We start from the raw sequence: 17,682 nt of genomic DNA, 5'->3' as shown, positions 1-17,682 counted from the left end.
GTCACCCGCGTTCCGGCGTGGCCCGGGGGAACGGGTCCACGCGGCCCTGCGTCGCCGGTGCCGACGTTCCGAGTTGTTCTTCGATCCATACTCGTGTGCTGATCAGGCCCGCGAGGTCGACCGACGGCTCGTATCCTGAACGCGACAGCATCCAGGCCAGATCCTCGGTGGCGATGTTGCCAGTCGCCTGGGGGGCGAACGGGCATCCCCCGATGCCGCCCACACTCGCGTCCAGCCGTGTGACGCCCGCCCCGAGCGCGGCAATCGCATTGGCGTATCCGGTGTTGCGCGTGTTGTGAAAGTGCGCGCGGAGGGCAACTTCGGCGTTCGTCTCACGGACCGCGGCGAATAGCCGTTCCACCTGGGCCGGTACGGCGACCCCGATCGTGTCGGCCAGGCTGATCTCGGCAGGGTGCCCGGCCGACACCCGCCGGCCGATGTCGACTATCCGCTCCTCGGGCACATCGCCCTCGAACGGACAGCCGAAGGCCGCCGCTATGGTCACCGTGGCGATCACCCCGTCACGCCGGGCCCATTCGCTGATCGCCAGCCACGCATCGATGGCCGCGGCGGTGTCAACCCCCTGGTTGCGGCGGCTGAACGTGTCCGTGGCCACGACCACCACGTTGATCTCGTCGACGCCGCAGGCGACGGCACGGTGGTAGCCGCGCTCATTCAGCACCAGCCCGAGGTAGGACACCCCCGCCGCCCTGGGCACGGCCTGCATGACCTGCTCGGCGTCAGCCATCTGGGGCACGCGCCGCGGGTTCACGAAGGAGCACGCCTCGATCCGGCGCAGCCCGGCGCCGACGAGGCGCTCGACGAGTTCGGCGCGCACCTGTGCCGGTAGCGCGCGGGACTCGTTCTGCAGGCCGTCCCGCGGTCCTACTTCGACGATATCGACGACAGTCACAAACGCTCCCCATACTTGTATACGAGATCATGTTCCGAAAGACCTTGACGACCAGCGATCACCGTGTGATGCTAGCCGCGCTCGCATGGTTTTGTATACAACAGGAGAGTCGTGGCTGCTAGCGAGGCGATCTACCAAGACCTGCTCACCGGACTGCTGACAGGCCGGTACCCGGCCGGGTCCCGGCTGCGCGAGGAGGCGTTGGCGACGTCCCTGGGGACCAGTCGCACACCGGTTCGGCAGGCGTTGCAGCGGATGCACGCCGAAGGGCTGGTCGAACTCCAGCCGAACCGCGGGGCGCTTGTGACCGAGTGCAGCAGTCGCGACCTCGACCAGATCTATGAGCTGCGCGGCATGCTGGAGGGCTACGCGTGCCGCGAGGCCGCGGCACGAATTGACTGCGCGCAGATCGACCATCTCGAGCAGTTGTGCGACCAGATCGAGCACGAGCTGTACGGCAAACAGGACACCGACTTCGCCACGATCTCCCGGCTGAACCTGGAGTTCCACGGTCAGCTTCATGAGAGTTCGGGAAACCGCTACCTCGTGGCGCTGCTCGGCGGAGTCATCCGAGTGCCCCTGGTCACCCACAGCTTCCGTCACTACACACCCGACGAGCTCACCCGCAGCTTCGCCCATCACCGCGAGATCGTCGCCGCGCTGCGCGCGAACGACGGGCGATGGGCCGAGGCCGTGATGCACTCGCACGTCAGTGCCGCGCACGCGTCGTTGCGCAGGGCGCGCGACGCGGAGGCGGGCGACGTGGTGGACGGACGTGGCGAGTTCCGCGCTGCCCCCAGCGAGTTCGGCGGTGCCTGGAGATGAGCAGCCAGCACAACAGCTCCGGGCCGCTGTCGGACATCCGGGTCCTGGAGGCCGGCCAGCTGCTGGCCGGCCCATTCTGTGGCCAACTCCTGGGCGACTTCGGTGCGGAGGTCATCAAACTGGAGGAGCCACGACGCGGAGACCCGATGCGGGCGTGGGGACGAGAGAAGTTCGACGGAGCCAGCCTGTGGTGGCCGATCGTGGCCCGCAACAAGAAGTCGGTCACCTGCAACCTACGCTCCGCAGCGGGACAGGAACTCGTCCGCAAGCTGGTCGCCGAGGCCGACGTGCTGGTGGAGAACTTCCGGCCCGGCACGATGGAACGCTGGGGGCTGGGCTACGACGAACTGTCTGCGATCAATCCGCGGCTGGTGATGGTCCGGGTCACCGGGTACGGCCAGGACGGCCCCTACTCCGAGCGGGCCGGCTTCGGCTCCATCGGCGAGGCGATGGGTGGGCTGCGCTACGTCACGGGTACCCCGGACGAACCGCCGTCGCGGTGCGGCATCTCGATCGGAGACTCGCTCGCCGGCACATTCGCCGCGCTGGGCGCGCTGATAGCGCTCCATGCGCGGGAACGGACCGGACGCGGGCAGGTGGTTGACACCGCGCTGTACGAAGCGGTCCTCGCGATGATGGAGTCGCTCGTCCCGGAGTGGGAGATCGCCGGTTACCAGCGGGAACGGACGGGCGCAATCCTCCCGAACGTGGCACCCAGCAACGTCTACCCGACGCGGAATGGCACGTCGCTGCTGATCGCCGCCAACCAGGACGCGGTGTTCGGCCGGCTGTGTGCCGCCATGGGCAGCCCGGAGTTGTCGGCGGACGAGCGATTCGCGACGCACGGCGCGCGTGGGGCCAACCAGGAGGAACTCGATCAGCTGATCATGGACTGGACCGCGCAGGCGGATGCGGACACGCTGCTGCAGACGTTGCACCGGGCAGGCGTGCCGGCCGGCCGCGTCTACACCGCCCAGGACATGCTCTCGGACGCCCATTTCGCCGCTCGGCGCGCGATCATCCGGATTACGCACCCGGACCTGGGCGAGTTCCCGATGCAGAACGTGAGTCCGCGGCTGTCGCAGACGCCGGGCACCGTGCGATGGGTCGGCCCACGCCTGGGCGCCCACAACGACGAGGTTCTCAAGGGCCTGCTGGGCCTATCCGACTCCGACCTGACCTCGCTCGCCGAGCAAGGGGTGATCTGACGTATGAGTACGTGCCGAACAAGGGTGACGGTCCGATGACCGGCGACTCGCGAGCGCCGGAGCAGCCGTTGCGTACCCAGGAGTCCGGGTTCGGTGGCGCCGCGGGGTTCGGGCGGCGGCCGGTCGTGCTCGTCGTCGACGCCGCGCGCGCCTACCTCGACGCGGACTCCCCGTTGCGGCTCGACAGCGGGCCCGCCGCGGTCAAAGCGATGGCCGACCTCATCGCGGCCGCCCGAACGACGGGGATTCCGATCATCTACACGACGGTGAGCTATCCGAACGGGGCACAGATCGACGCGCCCGTCTTCGCGCGCAAGGTCCCCGCACTGTCGGTGTTCAACTCCGGCAGCCCGCTGGCCGAGATCGCCCCCGCAATCGCTCCCACCGGCGAACCGGTCATTACCAAGTCATACGCGAGCGCCTTCTTCGGTACCAACCTGGCCGCACGGCTGTCCGCGCTGTCCGCAGACACCGTGGTGATCGTGGGCTTTTCCACCAGCGGGTGTGTACGGGCCACGGCGGTGGACGCGGTGCAGCACGAGTTCGCGGCCGTCGTGGTCGCCGACGCGGTCGCCGACACCAGCGCCGAACGGCAGCGCGCCAACCTGTATGACCTGAACGCCAAGTACGCCGACGTCATCAGTCTCGCCCAAGCGCTCAGCGCACTAGGGCCGAGGTTACAGGGCCAGATCGAGGACGAATCATGAAGAGCGAGAGCAGCCTCGATTCGCCGGGTCACGAAGCACCCGTCGAGCAGCAGCGTGAGGCCGACCACACCGGCGGCAGCCGCACCAACTCCGAACCGGTCGCGCCCACCCGCAAGGTCGTGAGCAGTCTGGGCCTGCATCGCCTGGTGATCTTCGTCCCGTGGGCGCTGATGATAGCGATCTTCGCCGGGTTGCGTCCGCACACCTTCTGGACCACCGGTACGGTCCAGGCGATCCTCAACTCCCAAAGCTCCCTGGTGATCCTGGCGATCGCCATCGTGCCGACGTTGGTGGTGGGCGACTACGACCTGTCGGTGGCCGCGAACTCCGGTCTGGTGTCGACGATCGTGGCAACGGTGACGGTCATGGACGGCTGGCCGCTGTGGGCCGGCATCGTTCTCGCGGTTGCTGCGGCGTGCGCGGTGGGCGTCGTGAACGCGGTCCTCGTCGTCGTGTTGAACCTCAACTCGATCATCATGACGCTGGGTATGGCTACCTTGCTCGACGGTGTCGCGCTGGCGGTCAGCAATTCCCAGACCCTGTCCGGGGTCAGTTCCGGCTTCACCGATGCGTTCACGCACCTCTACTTCGGCATCCAGATCTCCGTGCTGTACATCATCGTGGTCGCCCTCGTCGTCGCCTATGTACTACAGGCCAGTCCCATCGGCAGGCAGATGACCTTCGCCGGCCAGTCGCGGGCCGCCGCCGTCCTCGTCGGAATCAAGACGCACCGTATCCGGCTCGGTGCCTACCTGGCCGGGTCGCTGCTCGCGGCGCTGTCGGGAATCGTCGCGCTCGCAAGCCAGGGAGGCATCAGCCCCGGGCTGTCCGAGACGCAGTTGCTGCCCGCCTTCGCGGCAGCCTTCTTCAGCACGGTGGTCTTCACGATCGGGCGATTCAACGCCTGGGGCACCGTCGCAGCAATCTACTTCCTGACCACGGGCATCGTCGGACTGCAGATCCTCGGCGCCACTGGTTGGGCGGCAGACGTGTTCTACGGCGCCGCGCTCGTTCTCGCGGTCGCCGGGTTCACTCTCGTTCGACGCCGGCTCACCGGCAGCAAGGACTAACCCGCACCTCTTCCATCTCTTCGCGTAACGGAGGAACCACATGTCTCAGCCGCATCCCTGCGCAGCCCCCCCTATGGTGGGCCAGCGGAGCGCAACCCGCCGCTACCTGGCTGTCGCCGCAGTCGTCCTCGCGACCGCGGCCCTGGTCACCGGCTGCAGCTCCTCCGGGAGCCCAGGCACGACGAGTCCAGGCACGACTGCGTCCAGCAATAGCCCGGCAGGCTCGGTGACGACCGCCGGGTCGTCGTCCTCGGCCAACAGCGCGGTCGATGCCGCGACTGCCGCGTTCAAACAGGCACAGCAGCAGGTCTCCGGCTTCACCGCACCCGGACCGAAGATCGATGCAACCGGACTTGCGGGCAAGACGGTGTGGTATATCCCGCTGGACTACTCCGACTCGTTCTTCCACATCGTCGGTGGCCAGCTGAAGATCGCGCTGGCGACCGCGAACGTCAAGCTGAACGTGTGCGACGGCAAGGGCAACCCCACCGACATCACTCGCTGCATGTTGCAGGCGATCGGGGCGCACGCGGGTGTGATCATCGCCGACGGCCCGGGGCCGTCGATCATCGGCAGTCAGATGAAGCAGGCCAAGGCCGCAGGCATCCCGGTCATCGAAGGTGACATCCTCGACCCCGACAGCCCGGTGCCGGACGGGGCCGCCGCTGTCGTGGCCAACGCAGCATCCGATGAGGGCAAGGTCTTCGGTAACGCCGTCGTGTCGCTGTCCAACGGCAAGGCGAACATCCTGGGCGTGTCCACGCTGGAGGTCCAGCAGGGCAAGCTGATGCTCGACGCAGCGGTCAACGCGCTGAAGGCGAACTGCTCGACCTGCACCTCGACGGTGATCAACGTTCCGATCGCGCAGTGGTCTACCCAGTTGCAGGCCGATGTCCGGTCCCAACTGGCCGCGCACCCGGACATCAACTACATCGTGGTCGCGTTCGACAGCATGACGCCGTTCATTCTCCCGGCGCTCGCCGGCAAGGACATTCCGATCATCACCCAGAACGCCAACCTGCCGGAGATGAAGGACCTGGCCTCGGGCAATCACGTGGTCGTGGATGTCGGCAGCGACATGGGCTGGCAGGCGTGGGCATATGCGGATCAGGCGTTCCGCCTCATGACCGGCAACGACCCGGTCGTCGAGAACATTCCGCTCCGAGCCTTTACCCCTGACAACGTCAAGAGCCTGACGCTGACCCTCACCGCCGCGGCGTCACAGGATTGGTACGGCGCCGAGTCGCTGAACCAGGAGATGGAGAGCGGCTTCAAGTCCCTGTGGGGTCTGGGTGGCTGAACGAGCCTCGTGCCCGGGCAGGCCGCGTCGAGCACGCCCGTGATGGGCGCAGCCACGGCTGCTGACGCGGCACTGCTCGAGGTCCGCGACGCATCGATCCGCTTCGGGGCTACCCGTGCCCTGCGCGGTGTATCGCTAGCGGTCGCTGGCGGCAGTGTCCACGGCCTGGTCGGTCAGAACGGATCCGGCAAGTCGAGCGTCGTGAAGATCATCACTGGCGTGTACCGGCCGGAGGCGGGCACGCAGGTGCGGGCACAGCATCGAAGCCTGCACCAGCCGATCACCGCCTCCGAGCTGGCCAAGGCACGCATCGGCGTCGTGCACCAGGACTTGGGCATCGCGCCGGCGCTCAGCATCACAGAGAACGTGCTGGTGTGCAGCAGCCCGACCAAATTCGGCGGCCGGGTGGACGCCCGCGCGGGTGATCGGATCGTGCGGGAATTGCTGAGCCGACTGGGCCTCGACGTCGATCCCCGCTCGAGCGCGGTGGATCTTAGCGAGGCCCAGAAGGCGGTAGTCGCGTTCGCGCGTGCACTGCACCAACTGCAAGACGCGGACGTGGCGGGTCCGGGCGTGCTGGTCCTCGACGAGGTGACGGCACGGCTCGGCCCGGCCGACTCGGGCGCGGTGGTCTCGGCAGTACATCGACTACGTGATGAAGGGTGGGGGGTCCTGTTCGTCGGCCACCGCATCGATGAGGTCGTCGCGTTGTGTGATCAGGTGACCGTCCTGCGTGACGGTCAGGTCGTGGCGAGCCTGTCGAGGGACGAGATCTCCCCTGACAGTGTGGTGAAGGCGGCTATGGGCATCGAACTCGCGGTGCTGCAGGCACGCGACATCCACGACCCGCCTGCGGAGGCGCCCGGGTTCTCTCTCCGGTTGAAGTCGGACCTTTTCCAGGACATTGCGATCCAGGGACGCGTCGGGGAGGTGCTCGGGATCACCGGACTGGCCGACTCGGGCGTCGACGCACTGCCGTACGCGACGGTCGGCGCCGTTCCTGTGGCAGGTCGGTTGACCGTTGCCGACATGAGTTTCGATCTGGCCCGTCTGACGCCCGGGCGCGCCGTCCGACACGGCATCGGGCTGATCCCGGGCGATCGGCTGCGCAATGGGATCGCCGGCCTGCTCTCGACCGAGGAGAATCTCGCCATCACCCAACTGATCACGACCCGTGGCTGGCGCGCCGTTGCTCCGGTACGGTCGCGTGCGCTGTCGCGAGCCTGCGCTGAGCAGATCGACACGTACGACATCAGACCCACCGACCCGCAGCGACAGGTCGCCTACCTCAGCGGAGGTAATCAGCAGAAGGTGCTGGTTGCGCGTGCGCTTTCGCTGTCGCCCCGAATCCTGTGCGCGCACGAGCCGACCGCGGGGGTCGACGCCGCGGCACGCGCCGACATCTTCCGGCTGATCCGACAGGCCGCGCGGGACGGCTGCGCGGTCATGATCTGCTCCCAGGACGTCGATGAGGTCTGGGACGCCGCAGACCGGGTGCTGGTCCTGAACCGAGGGCGCATCACGGCCGAATTGGCCCCGGCCCGAGACTCCAAGCATTCGTGCATATCCGCCGTACTCTCCGAATCCGCAGGTACACGGACCGGGCACGAACACGAAGAGAGGAGTTGACATGCCGGACGCGCTCGGATGGCGGCGCAAGTTCGCCGTAATCGCACCGAGTACCAACACGATTGTCGAACCGGACTTCTACCGGATGTCGGTGCCAGGAGTGACGGCACACGTCAGTCGAATACATATCCGTGACCAGGGAATCGCCGACGACGCGGGTATGGAGAACCTGCTCGTACAGATACGGGCCGAGATCGCCGCCGCATGCGAACGCGTGATGACCTGCGAACCCGACTACGTCGTCATGGGCATGAGCGCTGAGACGTTCTGGGGTGGCCTGGAAGGCAACCGCCGCTTCACGCAGCAGATCACCGAGCTGACGCACCTCGGTCTGGCGACCGGCGCCGAGGCATGCGAGCGTGCACTGAAGTTGTACGGAGTTCGTCGCATAGGCGTCGTGACGCCCTATCAGCCCGTCGGGGACGCCAACGTCGTCACCTTCTTCCAGGACCTGGGATTCGAGGTCGTGGCGATCAAGGGCCTGAAGTGTCCCACGGCGGTGTCGATCGCGGGAGTGACCGAGGACGAGCTGCGACGCGCGATCCTCGACGTGCACGGCGACGCGGAGGCCGTCGTCCAGTGCGGGACCAACCTGTCGATGGTCTCCCTGGCCGACGAGGCCGAGCGCTGGTTGGGCAAACCGGTCATCGCGATCAATGCCGCGACCTGGTGGATGGCGTTGCGTGACAACGGAATCGAGGACAAGATCCGCGGCTGCGGCCGGCTTCTGCTCGAACACTAAAGCGTGTCATGACGGACCGCAGCCGCGTCGAGATCGGCGACGGCCCGGTGCTTTCTTTCTGGAAGGGGTCAGATCTTGAGTAAGGCAACCGATGTCGTCGTGATCGGTGGCGGTGTAGTAGGAACCTCCGCCGCCTATTTCCTCAGCAGCGCCGGCGCCCAGGTGACGGTGGTGGAGAAGGAAGACATCGCGGCTGGGTCAAGTGGCCATGGTCCAGGCTTCTTCAACGCCTTCGGCGGTGACTTCTCCCCGGGCCCCCACCTCGCGCTCGGACTCGAAAGCATCCGGCTCATCCGCGAGAACATGGATCACCTCAAGACGTTCGAGGACGAGCCGGGATGGTTCAACGACCGTCCCGGTCTCGCGCCCGCCTTCACCGATGAGGTGCTCGCCAACCTACGTGACATGTACGCCGCGAGCGGAGCGCAACTCGAAGCGGCCGGTGCTGGAGCGGTCTGGCTCGAGGCCGACGAGATCCGCCGCCACGAGCCACTTCTCGCTCCCAGCGTTCTCGGCGGGTACCTCTTCGGGTCGGTGATCCAGATCGACGGGTGGAAGCTGGCTCGTCTGTACATGTCCGCCGCTCGGCACAGTGGCGCGAAGCTGCAGATCGCTGAGGTTATCGGCCTCACCTGGGAGTCCGAACGGGCGTCCGGAGTGCGACTGGCTGACGGCTCGACCATCGAATGCGATCACGTCGTCATAGCCATGGGATCGTGGACTCCCACAGCCTCCGTGTGGCTGGGATTCCCGCTTCCGATGTGCAACCTCAAGGGCCAGCTGCACGTGCTGAGGATTCCCGGCGATCTCGCATTGAAGCACCACGTGATCGAGAGAATCGCGCTGATGCAGTACCCCAACGGAGACTTCCTCCTCGCCGCGACACCCGACCCCGCACCGGGAGGTGGGCTCCGACCGACTGATGCCTACATCCGCCCCGTCTTCGAGACCCACGCGTTGCCGGATGACACGCAACTGCTGCTCGACACCGGGCTGGAACGGTTCCCCTTCCTTCGCAAGGCCGAGGTGATCAAGGATCTGGCAGGTGGGCGTCCCATGTCAGTCGATCTCCTGCCCATGATCGGAACGACACCGGCCTTCGACAACGTCTACGTCGCTTCCGGTCACGGCCGCAAGGGGATCCACCTCTCGGCAGCTACCGGGAAGCTGGTTTCGGACCTGGTCCTCAGTGGCAGCACCGAGCTGAACGTAGACGCAGACGCATATTCGCCGATGAGATTCATGCCGCCGAAGATGTGATCGCCGGGCCAACCGCCGACGCCCCCGCGCGGGGCCGGTCAACCGCGCCTTCGCGGTCGACGCAGGTCCAAACGCAGTTCACGAGAATGATGGGAGACCGCCCAGTGACCTACGTCGTACGCAGGAACGAGGCCGAATACGTGGTGCTCGAGACCGTCGAGGGACGCCAACTCAAACGTCCCGCTCAGGTGCGCGTCCTCGCTGAATCCGAGCGAATGAACGTCCTTGAGGTGACGATGGCAGGCGGCTCCGAGTCCCCGCCACACGTCCATGACCACGACAGCGTCGGCTACATCGTGTCCGGTCGGGTGCGGATGCGCCTGGGTGAGCAAACCTGGGAGCTATCCGCGGGCGATTCCTTCTATCACCCGCCAGAACTCGAGCATCAAATGGTCGCCGTGGAGGACCCATCGGTCTGGATAGAGATCAAGAGCCCTCCGGCACGTACATGGTTGAAGTGACCAGATACTCGGTGCGCGCGGCGGGCCGGGATTCCAGGGTGTAGTCGTGACGGTGACCTCGACCGGACCTGGCGTGCTACTCCTTGAGCTGGAGAGGCAGCGATTGGAGGCCCTCACGGCTCGCGACTTCGACCAGTTGGAGCGGCTCTGCCATCCGAATCTGCTCTACACGCATTCAAGTGGTCACACCGACAACTGCCAGACCTATCTGGATCGGTGTCGCAGTGGCTTCTATCGTTATGAGACGATCGATTGCGAAGTGCAGGGACAGGTGGTCGCCGGAAATACCGTGGCGTTCACCGAGGTGATGTCGGCGCAGGTGCAGGTCGACGGGCGGCCGCGCACGCTGCATACTCATGCCCTCGCCGTGTGGGCGCAGATGTCGGGGGGCTGGCGTTTCGTGGCCTACCACGCCGTTGGTGTGTGACCAGCCCGCCTCGTTCGAGACTCGAATCAGGTCCTGCCCGGCACGGCGTCGGCTGACGCTGCGCACGAACCAACGAAAAGCGCCCAGTGTCAACTGCATTGTCATGTATACCGACGTCGCTGTGACGACTCCCGCTATCGCCGCGATCCGAGCGTCGCGATTGTTCGATCATCGCTATGAGCGTGCGGGTGTCCTGTGGCCGTCACCCGTGCCGAGCGTCTTCTTGGGTGCGGGGTGTGCCGGGTCCGGCGTCGTGGTTCGGTCAGCTCGAGCGGTGCCGCATTGCGTCGAGGGCGTTGACGGCGGCGGCGTCGGCGTGGGGGAGGGTGTGCAGGTATTTCTCGGTGGTGCTCAGGCGGGCGTGGCCCATGCGTTCTTTGACGGTTTGTAGGTCGGCGCCTCCGGCGAGTAGCCAGGAGGCGTGGGCGTGGCGCAGGTCGTGGAAGCGGACTTTGAACCGTAGCCCGGCGGCTTGCAGGGCTGGGGTCCAGATGTTGGTGCGGAACCAGGCGCGGGGGATATGTCCGTCGGTGTCCAGGCGGCGGGTGCCGCGGGGTCGGTCGATGCCGGCGGCGCGGCGGTTGGCGCGGTAGGCGGCGTAGGCGTCGCGGCAGTGTTGGCAGCGGCACGGGGCCATGTTGTAGGCGGTGATGGTGCCGTGTCGGTATTGCCGTCCCGCCTGGTTTGGTTCGGTCAGCCCGAGGCTGTCGGGGTCGGGCAGTTGTTCCGGGCGGCGGCGGGCGCTGGTGGGTTCGGGGGCGGTGAACAGCAGCGCATCCTCGCCGAGCTCATCGGGCATGTTGGCGACGTGCTCGGCGAGTTGGTCGAAGATGTGGCGGGAGAGGGTGATGCGCCGCCACTCGTCATCTTTCGGGTACTGCTTGACCAGGAACCGTCCGCCGTCGGGGTGAAAGCGCGGTTCGAGTTCGATCGCGACCCGGGAGACGGTGAGGACTCGGCTGTCCCAGTCGATGTCGCGCTTGCGCAGTTCGATCAGTTCACCCCAGCGCAGCCCGGTCTCGATGTCGGTTTCCACCAGCAGTTGAACCTCACGGCAGGGGAGGGCGTGGTGGATGAGGTCGAACTGGTCCGGGGTGACGATCTGGCGGGTTTTGGCCGGCACGGTCGGGGCCTTGACGCCCTTGCACGGGTGCAGCGTGGTGATCTGGTCGTTCAACGCGGTGGTGAAGATCGCCGACAGCACCGACAGGCAGTACTTGATCGTCGCCGGCTTCACGCCGTCCGCGCTGGCTTTGGTGATCCAGTCGCGGATGTCGGCCGGCATGATCTCGATCATCTTGTAGCCGCCGAACGCGGGCAGCAGATGCCGCTCGAGGTAGTAGCTGTAGTTCTGCCGGGTGGTCAGCTCGATGCGATGGTTGGGGAACCACACCTCGGACACGTAGCGGGCGAAGCGCTGCCGGCCCCGCCCGAGGTCGGTGACTCGACCCTCGGCGACCCCGGCCTCGGCGCGCTGCCAGGCCCGATCGGCCTGCTTCTCGGTGGCGAAGGTGCCGGCCGAGCGGCGCCGCCCGGTGATGTCGTCGTAGTAGGCGGTGTAGCGCGGGGTGCCGTCCCGCCCGATCCGTCTGCGTGACTGCCCCATCCCGCATGCTCCTTTCCGATCAAGATCGTGACCCGGATCTGACCCCGGTCGACTCCGCGGCACGCGTCGGCACGAGACGACATCACCTGGCACAGATCCCTTGCGTTACAAGGGAGTCTAGCGCAATCACGCAGCTCAAAGCGGCCTGATCGTGTACACGGAGTCCCGGCTGGCAGTGTGGGGGTCAGGGGTTCGAGTCCCCTCAGCTCCACCCGAAATCATTGGCCTAGAGGCACTTGCAAGATCATCACAATCTGCGTGGTAGCCATTTTGGTAGCCATTGGTGCCAACGGCGCGCGTCGGGATCTGATGCTTAGCGTCGTTCTAAGCCCAGATCCACCGTGCAACCGTGAGTTGATCAATGCTTGCTGGTAGTTGATCTTGGCTGCGGTGATGCCGTGGGCGGGCAGGTCGAGCTGGCCGGTCTGCCGGCTTCTCCGAGAGTCCTTGGTTGTGGTGGTCGGCGGCGCGGGTGTTCAGCAGCGAGCCGGTATGGCGATGATCGCGCTCAGTGCGGTGGTGAACTGCGCGGCCCAGGGCCAGCCTGCGGGCAGGCGTAGTCGCCATCGGCGCGCTGAGCGCACGAGCCGGCCGGGGACGGTGAACACGGCCCGGCGCAGGGTGGTGGCGGTGGCGCGGTGCAGCGGGCCGTCGGCGAGCAGGCCGACAGCGCGACCGAGGTTGTGGGCCATCACGGTGAGCGCGAGCCACGCGGCGTTGGCCGTGAACGACGAGGAGGGCATATGCGCGAGCCCGGCTGATTTCAGTTCGGCGATGGACTGCTCGACGATGGCGTGGCGGCGGTGATCGGCTTCGATGTCGAGCCTCTGGCCGGGCCGGTCGGTGACGAAGGCGTGGTAGTCGTAGGTGGCGAACAACGCGAGCTGCGAACCGGGTGTCGGTCGGACACGGCGCACGATCAGCCGCACTGTTCGGGCGTGCTTGGTGCCGGCGAAGGCGGTGTAGCTGGTTTCTGCGACGTCGGCGCCGGATACCTCCGGTGTCGAGGGCGTGTCAGATGGTCTGTGTGAGGGGTTGAGCTAACCCCGTGCGGGAGGCTCCTGCGGGAGCTGTCGCACAGATCGGAGAACACGATCATGACGATCACGATGATGCCGGGCGGCCGGGCCGCTGCGGTGAACGAGGTGCCGTCGGCGGTGGCCGATCAGCTGGTGTCGGCGACACTGGAGGACATGGCCAAGCGCAGCCGCAAGGACGAGCCGGTGCCACCGGCGCGGGTGGCGGCGCGCAAGCTGGTGGCCGAGATGGCCGGGCAGGGCTGGCTGGACGATCTGATGTCGAAGGTCGGTGACGACGGTGTCGCGTTGACCGGCGACGGCGGGTTCCTGCCGGAGATGATCAAGGCGGTGCTCGAGCGTGGACTCGAGGCCGAGCTCACCGATCACTTGGGCTACGAGCGTGGTGACCCGGCCGGGGCCGGGTCTGGCAACTCCCGTAACGGGTCGACGCCGAAGACGTTGTTGACCGAGGTCGGGCCGGTCGATCTGGACACGCCGCGGGATCGGGTCGGCAGCTTCACGCCCCGGCTGGTACCGAAGGGGACCCGCCGCCTCGGCGGCCTGTCGGACATGATCATCAGCCTCTATGCCGGTGGGATGACGGTGCGCGACATCGGCCACCACCTGCAGCGGGTCTATGGCACCGAGCTGTCCCATGACACGATCTCCAAGATCACCGACGAGGTCCTCGAAGAGGTCAAGGCCTGGCAGACCCGTCCCCTGGACGCGGTCTATCCGGTGATCTTCATCGACGCCCTGGTGGTGAAGGTCCGCGACCAGAACGTAGTGCGCAACAAGGCCTGTCACGTGGTGATCGGCGTCGATACCGACGGCGTGAAGCACGTGCTGGGCTTGTGGGTTCAGCAGCAAGAAGGCGCTCGGTTCTGGAACCAGGTGCTCGGCGAGCTGCGCAACCGCGGAGTGCGCGACGTGCTGATCGCCTGCTGCGACGGCCTGGTCGGGCTGCCAGAGGCGGTCGAGTCGACCTGGCCGCAGACAGTGGTGCAGACCTGCGTGGTCCACCTGATTCGCGCCTCGCTGCGTTACGTGTCCTACAACGACCGCAAGGCCGTCGCTGCGGCGCTCAAGCCGATCTACACCGCGGTCAACGCCGACGCCGCCTTCGACGAGCTCACCACGTTCGCCGACTCCGAACTCGGCAAGAAGTACGGCGCCACCGTCGCAGCGTGGGAACGAGCCTGGGACCGGTTCGTGCCGTTCCTGGCCTTCCCACTGGAGGTTCGCAAGGTCATCTACACCACCAACTCGATCGAGTCGTTGAACTACCAGCTCCGCAAGATCATCAAGAACCGTGGCCAGTTCCCCAATGACGACGCCATCATCAAGCTCATCTGGCTGGCCATCCTCGACATCGAAGACAAGCGCGCCGCTCTGCGAGAGAAGGACAAAGGCAAGCCGGCGAACAAGCGCACCGCCCCGCCCCGCCTGATCGAAGGCGCCACCACCACCGGCTGGCGCGCCGCCATCAACGCCCTCGACCTGGCCTACCCCGGCCGGCTCCCCGCCGGCCTCTAACCCAACGATCTTGACCACTTACACAGAAGACTTGACAGGCTCGGTGTCGAGAGCCAGTACGGGATCGGCGTCCACGCCGATTCCTCGATCGCGTCGATCGCCGCCCGGACACGCTTGTCCTGGCGGGCGGTGATCGAGAACCGGACTCCGAACTTCGCCGCGGTGCCCAGGACGGCTTTGGAGTAGAACGCCGAGTCCGCGCGCAGCGTCAACTCACCGGTGGCCCCTGCGGCGCGGACCCGGGAGAACGTCTCGGTGAGGAACGACTTCGCGCCGCGGGCGGCGCCGGCCGCTCCGCCCCGCAGCCGAGAGAACAGCACCTGCCCGGTCTCGGCGCTGGTGGCGATCTGCGGGTGATAACCGCGGACCTTCGTATAGCCGAACGCCGCGCCCTGCTTACCGCGCCCGAACACCGGCACGATCGTGGAATCGACGTCGATCGTCATCGGCGCGGCCAGATCAGCCGGGCCAGCGCCAGCCGACCAGAGTCGAACCAGCAGCTCGCGGCTGATGGCGTCGAGCTGGCGCACGTTGTGCCACTTGAAGTCCCGCAGCCACGTCCCGATCGTCGATGGTGCCCGCGTCACGTCGAACAGCTTCGGTAGCGCACCGGCGCGCAGCAGGCCGGTGTCATCGATGCTGTCGCCACCGGCCAGCATCGCCCCGATCACTGTCAACGCCTTCGCACCGCTGTTCGCACCATGCCGACCCAGCCGCAGCCGTGCCTCGACCAGCCCCGCCAGGTCGATCCGCTGGGCCAGCACCGCGGCCGGCAACAACCCCGCCGACGGCACCAGATTCGGCTCATCGAAGCTCACCGACACACAACTCAAATCATGAGATGCTCGCACCGAACGGGTGTCCTTCCGGGTGAACGAATTGGGACCTTCAGCAAGTCCAATCGTCCGTCCCAGAAGGACATTCGTGCGTTACGACGCGCTCAACCAATCAAGCTGGTCGGTGGATCCGGGCTAAGTAAAGGATGTCGCCAGATCCTTTACTAAGCTGACGGCGTGCGCAGAGGCGTTGCCGGGTCGATAACGAGGGCCTGGCCGGCGGTGACCTACGAGCGACTGCGGTGGCAGCCGGCGACACTTCCGGGCGAGTCCGCGTCTCGGGCGGCCCCTCCCTATCGGGCCGCGATAGCCGCCGAGGTCGCCGACGTTCCGGACGTACCGCTGTCACCCGCAACCCGCGCCCTCGCCACCGAGGCGGCCACGGAGATCGCGCGGTTCGACCAGCAGGTCGGCGCCGACCCGCTTCAGCTGTCCACGGCCCTGCGTCGAGCCGAAGCCGCGGCATCGTCTCGGATCGAGAACGTGATCGCATCCGCCGAGGCAGTCGGCCTGGCCGAGCTCGGCGACACCAGCTCGGCGAGCGCGGCGCTCGTCGTCGCCAATGGCGTCGCGATGGAGGTCGCGGTGGCGCACGCCGATCACCTCGACGGCGACGTCACCCTCGCGATGCACAAGGCACTACTTGGCAGCACCGAGCCCGAATCGTCCGGGAAGTGGCGCACCGTCCAGAACTGGATCGGTGTGAGCATCTCGTCGCCGCACGAGGCCATCTTCGTGCCGTCCCATCCGGACCGGGTTCCAATGGCGATCAATGACCTCGAGCGCTTCCTCGTGCGTGATGACCTCCCGACACTGGTCCAGGCCGCGATCGCCCATGCCCAGTTCGAAACCATTCACCCGTTCACCGACGGCAACGGGCGTACTGGTCGCGCATTGGTGCACAGCCTGCTGCGCGCCGAGGAGCTAACCCGCCAAGTCACCGTCCCATTGTCGGTCGGCCTGCTCGCCGACATTCGCAGCTACTTCGACGCGTTGACCGCGTACCGGGATGGCAACCCCGAGCCAATCGTCGAGCGGCTTGCCAACGCGACATTTGCGGCGATCAACAACGGCCGGACCCTCGTCGACGAGCTACACACCGTGCGCGCGACCTGGGACGACGTCATCACGGCTCGCCGCGGCGCAACGGCGTGGCGACTGGCGGACATGCTCCTGAGCCAACCGGTCGTGGATTCTCCGCTGCTGCAACGCCAGCTTGGTGTGACCGCACCAGCCGCGCTCGGCGCGATCGAGCAATTTGTCGAGACCGACTTGCTCGTGAAGGTCTCGGGCCGCCAGCGCTACCGGCGCTACTGCGCGCCACGCGTCCTCGAGGCCCTTGACACCGTCGCCGATCGAGCCGACCCCTGCGTGTCAGGGTGAGTTGAGGCCAGCGGCTCTTAGCAAGTCCGCTCCGGCAGGGCGAGATTCAGGATGATGACCATGTCGAGTTCCGTGCTTTCTGCCCCTGTCGTCGATGATGGGTTCATGAGTGGTTCCCAGCCGCGGGCCGGTGGTCCGTCTCGGCGGAGATCCTTTGCCCCAGCGGAGAAGTTGCAGCATCTGGCCGCCTATGACGAGGCGTGCCGGGTTGGTCAGGGCGGGGCGTATCTGCGGGAGCAGGGGCTGTACTCGTCTCAGGTCACCGAGTGGCGCAAGCTGCGTGACGCCGGTGTGCTCGAGGGCCGTGCGGCCGGCGCGAAGGTGGGCCGGTTGAGCGCGGAGCAGGCGGAGATCGCCCGGCTGCGGGGCCAGCTGGACAAGGCGCAGCGGCGTCTGGTGCGGACCGAGGTGGCGTTGGACATCATGGGAAAAGCGCACGCGCTCTTGGAGGAGATCTCCGAGAGCGCGCAGGACGATCCGCCGTCCACGCGGCGTTGATGGCCGCCTACCGGGCGCTGACCCTGGCTGGGATGACAACCCGCGACGCGGCTGGTCTGACCGGTGTCGCCCGAGCCACCGCCGGGCGCCCTGAGGCCCGGCCGGCCTCGACGACGTCGCGGCCGTCGCCACGCACCGCGCCGGCGAACCGGCTCAGCGTCGCTGAGCGGATCGAGGTGCTGGCCGTGCTCAACAGTGCGGAGTTCGTGGACCGCACGCCGGAGCCTGTCAAGTCTTCTGTGTAAGTGGTCAAGATCGTTGG

At 66.8% G+C, this 17,682-nt stretch carries 18 protein-coding genes; 14 read left to right on the top strand and 4 right to left on the bottom strand.

All coding sequences use genetic code 11. The features are described from left to right. Position 1: 1 nt before the first annotated feature. Positions 2-934: a hydroxymethylglutaryl-CoA lyase gene (locus tag M6B22_RS06135; RefSeq protein WP_407935654.1), complete on the bottom strand. Its 933-nt coding sequence runs from the start codon at positions 932-934 to the stop codon at positions 2-4. A gap of 90 nt (positions 935-1,024) precedes the next feature. Between M6B22_RS06135 and M6B22_RS06130 the strand changes: the two genes are divergently transcribed. From M6B22_RS06130 to M6B22_RS06085, 10 genes are all read left to right on the top strand, one after another. Beyond that, positions 1,025-1,738, top strand: a complete 714-nt coding sequence (locus M6B22_RS06130) for a GntR family transcriptional regulator (protein ID WP_269444890.1) — start codon at positions 1,025-1,027, stop codon at positions 1,736-1,738. Continuing rightward, positions 1,735-2,946: a CaiB/BaiF CoA transferase family protein gene (locus tag M6B22_RS06125; RefSeq protein ID WP_269444889.1), complete on the top strand. Its 1,212-nt coding sequence runs from the start codon at positions 1,735-1,737 to the stop codon at positions 2,944-2,946. The genes M6B22_RS06130 and M6B22_RS06125 overlap by 4 nt, the downstream gene beginning before the upstream one ends. Before the next feature lie 35 nt (positions 2,947-2,981). Beyond that, positions 2,982-3,653 (top strand): isochorismatase family protein, encoded by a 672-nt coding sequence (locus M6B22_RS06120; protein ID WP_269444888.1) that lies wholly within the window; start codon positions 2,982-2,984, stop codon positions 3,651-3,653. Continuing rightward, a complete protein-coding gene (locus M6B22_RS06115; protein ID WP_269444887.1) occupies positions 3,650-4,723 on the top strand; it encodes an ABC transporter permease in 1,074 nt (357 codons plus the stop codon). The genes M6B22_RS06120 and M6B22_RS06115 overlap by 4 nt, the downstream gene beginning before the upstream one ends. 226 nt (positions 4,724-4,949) lie before the next feature. Beyond that, positions 4,950-6,023, top strand: a complete 1,074-nt coding sequence (locus M6B22_RS06110) for a sugar ABC transporter substrate-binding protein (RefSeq protein ID WP_269444886.1) — start codon at positions 4,950-4,952, stop codon at positions 6,021-6,023. A gap of 9 nt (positions 6,024-6,032) precedes the next feature. Further along, positions 6,033-7,652, top strand: a complete 1,620-nt coding sequence (locus tag M6B22_RS06105) for an ATP-binding cassette domain-containing protein (protein ID WP_269444885.1) — start codon at positions 6,033-6,035, stop codon at positions 7,650-7,652. A gap of 1 nt (position 7,653) precedes the next feature. Further along, positions 7,654-8,394 carry a maleate cis-trans isomerase family protein gene (locus tag M6B22_RS06100; RefSeq protein WP_269444884.1) on the top strand — a complete coding sequence of 247 codons (741 nt, stop codon included), beginning with the start codon at positions 7,654-7,656 and terminating at the stop codon, positions 8,392-8,394. Between the two features lie 75 nt (positions 8,395-8,469). After that, positions 8,470-9,654 carry an NAD(P)/FAD-dependent oxidoreductase gene (locus M6B22_RS06095; protein WP_269444883.1) on the top strand — a complete coding sequence of 395 codons (1,185 nt, stop codon included), beginning with the start codon at positions 8,470-8,472 and terminating at the stop codon, positions 9,652-9,654. 104 nt (positions 9,655-9,758) lie between these two features. Further along, on the top strand, positions 9,759-10,115 hold the full coding sequence (locus tag M6B22_RS06090; protein WP_269444882.1) for a cupin domain-containing protein: 357 nt from the start codon (positions 9,759-9,761) through the stop codon (positions 10,113-10,115). A gap of 46 nt (positions 10,116-10,161) precedes the next feature. Next, on the top strand, positions 10,162-10,542 hold the full coding sequence (locus M6B22_RS06085; protein ID WP_269444881.1) for a nuclear transport factor 2 family protein: 381 nt from the start codon (positions 10,162-10,164) through the stop codon (positions 10,540-10,542). 262 nt (positions 10,543-10,804) lie between these two features. Here M6B22_RS06085 and M6B22_RS06080 read toward each other — a convergent pair whose 3' ends face one another. Together M6B22_RS06080 and M6B22_RS06075 are read right to left on the bottom strand one after the other, a co-directional pair. Beyond that, positions 10,805-12,148, bottom strand: a complete 1,344-nt coding sequence (locus M6B22_RS06080) for a tyrosine-type recombinase/integrase (protein ID WP_269444880.1) — start codon at positions 12,146-12,148, stop codon at positions 10,805-10,807. A gap of 476 nt (positions 12,149-12,624) precedes the next feature. After that, on the bottom strand, positions 12,625-13,077 hold the full coding sequence (locus M6B22_RS06075; protein ID WP_331459789.1) for a transposase: 453 nt from the start codon (positions 13,075-13,077) through the stop codon (positions 12,625-12,627). Between the two features lie 264 nt (positions 13,078-13,341). Between M6B22_RS06075 and M6B22_RS06070 the strand changes: the two genes are divergently transcribed. Further along, a complete protein-coding gene (locus tag M6B22_RS06070) occupies positions 13,342-14,703 on the top strand; it encodes an IS256 family transposase (RefSeq protein ID WP_407935646.1) in 1,362 nt (453 codons plus the stop codon). Here the strand turns inward: M6B22_RS06070 and M6B22_RS06065 are convergent. Next, entirely contained in the window at positions 14,700-15,521 is an 822-nt protein-coding gene (locus M6B22_RS06065) for an IS1380 family transposase (protein WP_269444879.1), read from the bottom strand. The genes M6B22_RS06070 and M6B22_RS06065 overlap by 4 nt on opposite strands. Positions 15,522-16,022: 501 nt before the next feature. On the opposite strand from M6B22_RS06065, the gene M6B22_RS06060 reads away from it, so the two are divergent. From M6B22_RS06060 to M6B22_RS06050, 3 genes are all read left to right on the top strand, one after another. Next, a complete protein-coding gene (locus M6B22_RS06060; RefSeq protein WP_269444878.1) occupies positions 16,023-16,922 on the top strand; it encodes a Fic family protein in 900 nt (299 codons plus the stop codon). 171 nt (positions 16,923-17,093) lie between these two features. Further along, positions 17,094-17,420, top strand: coding sequence for a hypothetical protein (locus tag M6B22_RS06055; RefSeq protein WP_269444877.1), 327 nt, complete (start codon positions 17,094-17,096; stop codon positions 17,418-17,420). 32 nt (positions 17,421-17,452) lie between these two features. Continuing rightward, on the top strand, positions 17,453-17,665 hold the full coding sequence (locus M6B22_RS06050; protein ID WP_269444876.1) for a hypothetical protein: 213 nt from the start codon (positions 17,453-17,455) through the stop codon (positions 17,663-17,665). Positions 17,666-17,682: the final 17 nt, after the last annotated feature.

The organism is Jatrophihabitans cynanchi, assembly GCF_027247405.1.
Classification (GTDB): Bacteria; Actinomycetota; Actinomycetes; order Mycobacteriales; family Jatrophihabitantaceae; genus Jatrophihabitans_B; species Jatrophihabitans_B cynanchi.
This window is presented reverse-complemented; position numbering and strand designations above follow the sequence as displayed.

Bases quoted from the DNA above. Each gene is read 5' to 3' on its own strand.
- M6B22_RS06080 (WP_269444880.1), bottom strand. From the start codon at position 12,148: ATGGGGCAGTCACGCAGACGGATCGGGCGGGACGGCACCCCGCGCTAC.
- M6B22_RS06125 (WP_269444889.1), top strand. From the start codon at position 1,735: ATGAGCAGCCAGCACAACAGCTCCGGGCCGCTGTCGGACATCCGGGTC.
- M6B22_RS06050 (WP_269444876.1), top strand. From the start codon at position 17,453: ATGACAACCCGCGACGCGGCTGGTCTGACCGGTGTCGCCCGAGCCACC.
- M6B22_RS06120 (WP_269444888.1), top strand. From the start codon at position 2,982: ATGACCGGCGACTCGCGAGCGCCGGAGCAGCCGTTGCGTACCCAGGAG.
- M6B22_RS06100 (WP_269444884.1), top strand. From the start codon at position 7,654: ATGCCGGACGCGCTCGGATGGCGGCGCAAGTTCGCCGTAATCGCACCG.
- M6B22_RS06115 (WP_269444887.1), top strand. From the start codon at position 3,650: ATGAAGAGCGAGAGCAGCCTCGATTCGCCGGGTCACGAAGCACCCGTC.
- M6B22_RS06070 (WP_407935646.1), top strand. From the start codon at position 13,342: ATGGCCAAGCGCAGCCGCAAGGACGAGCCGGTGCCACCGGCGCGGGTG.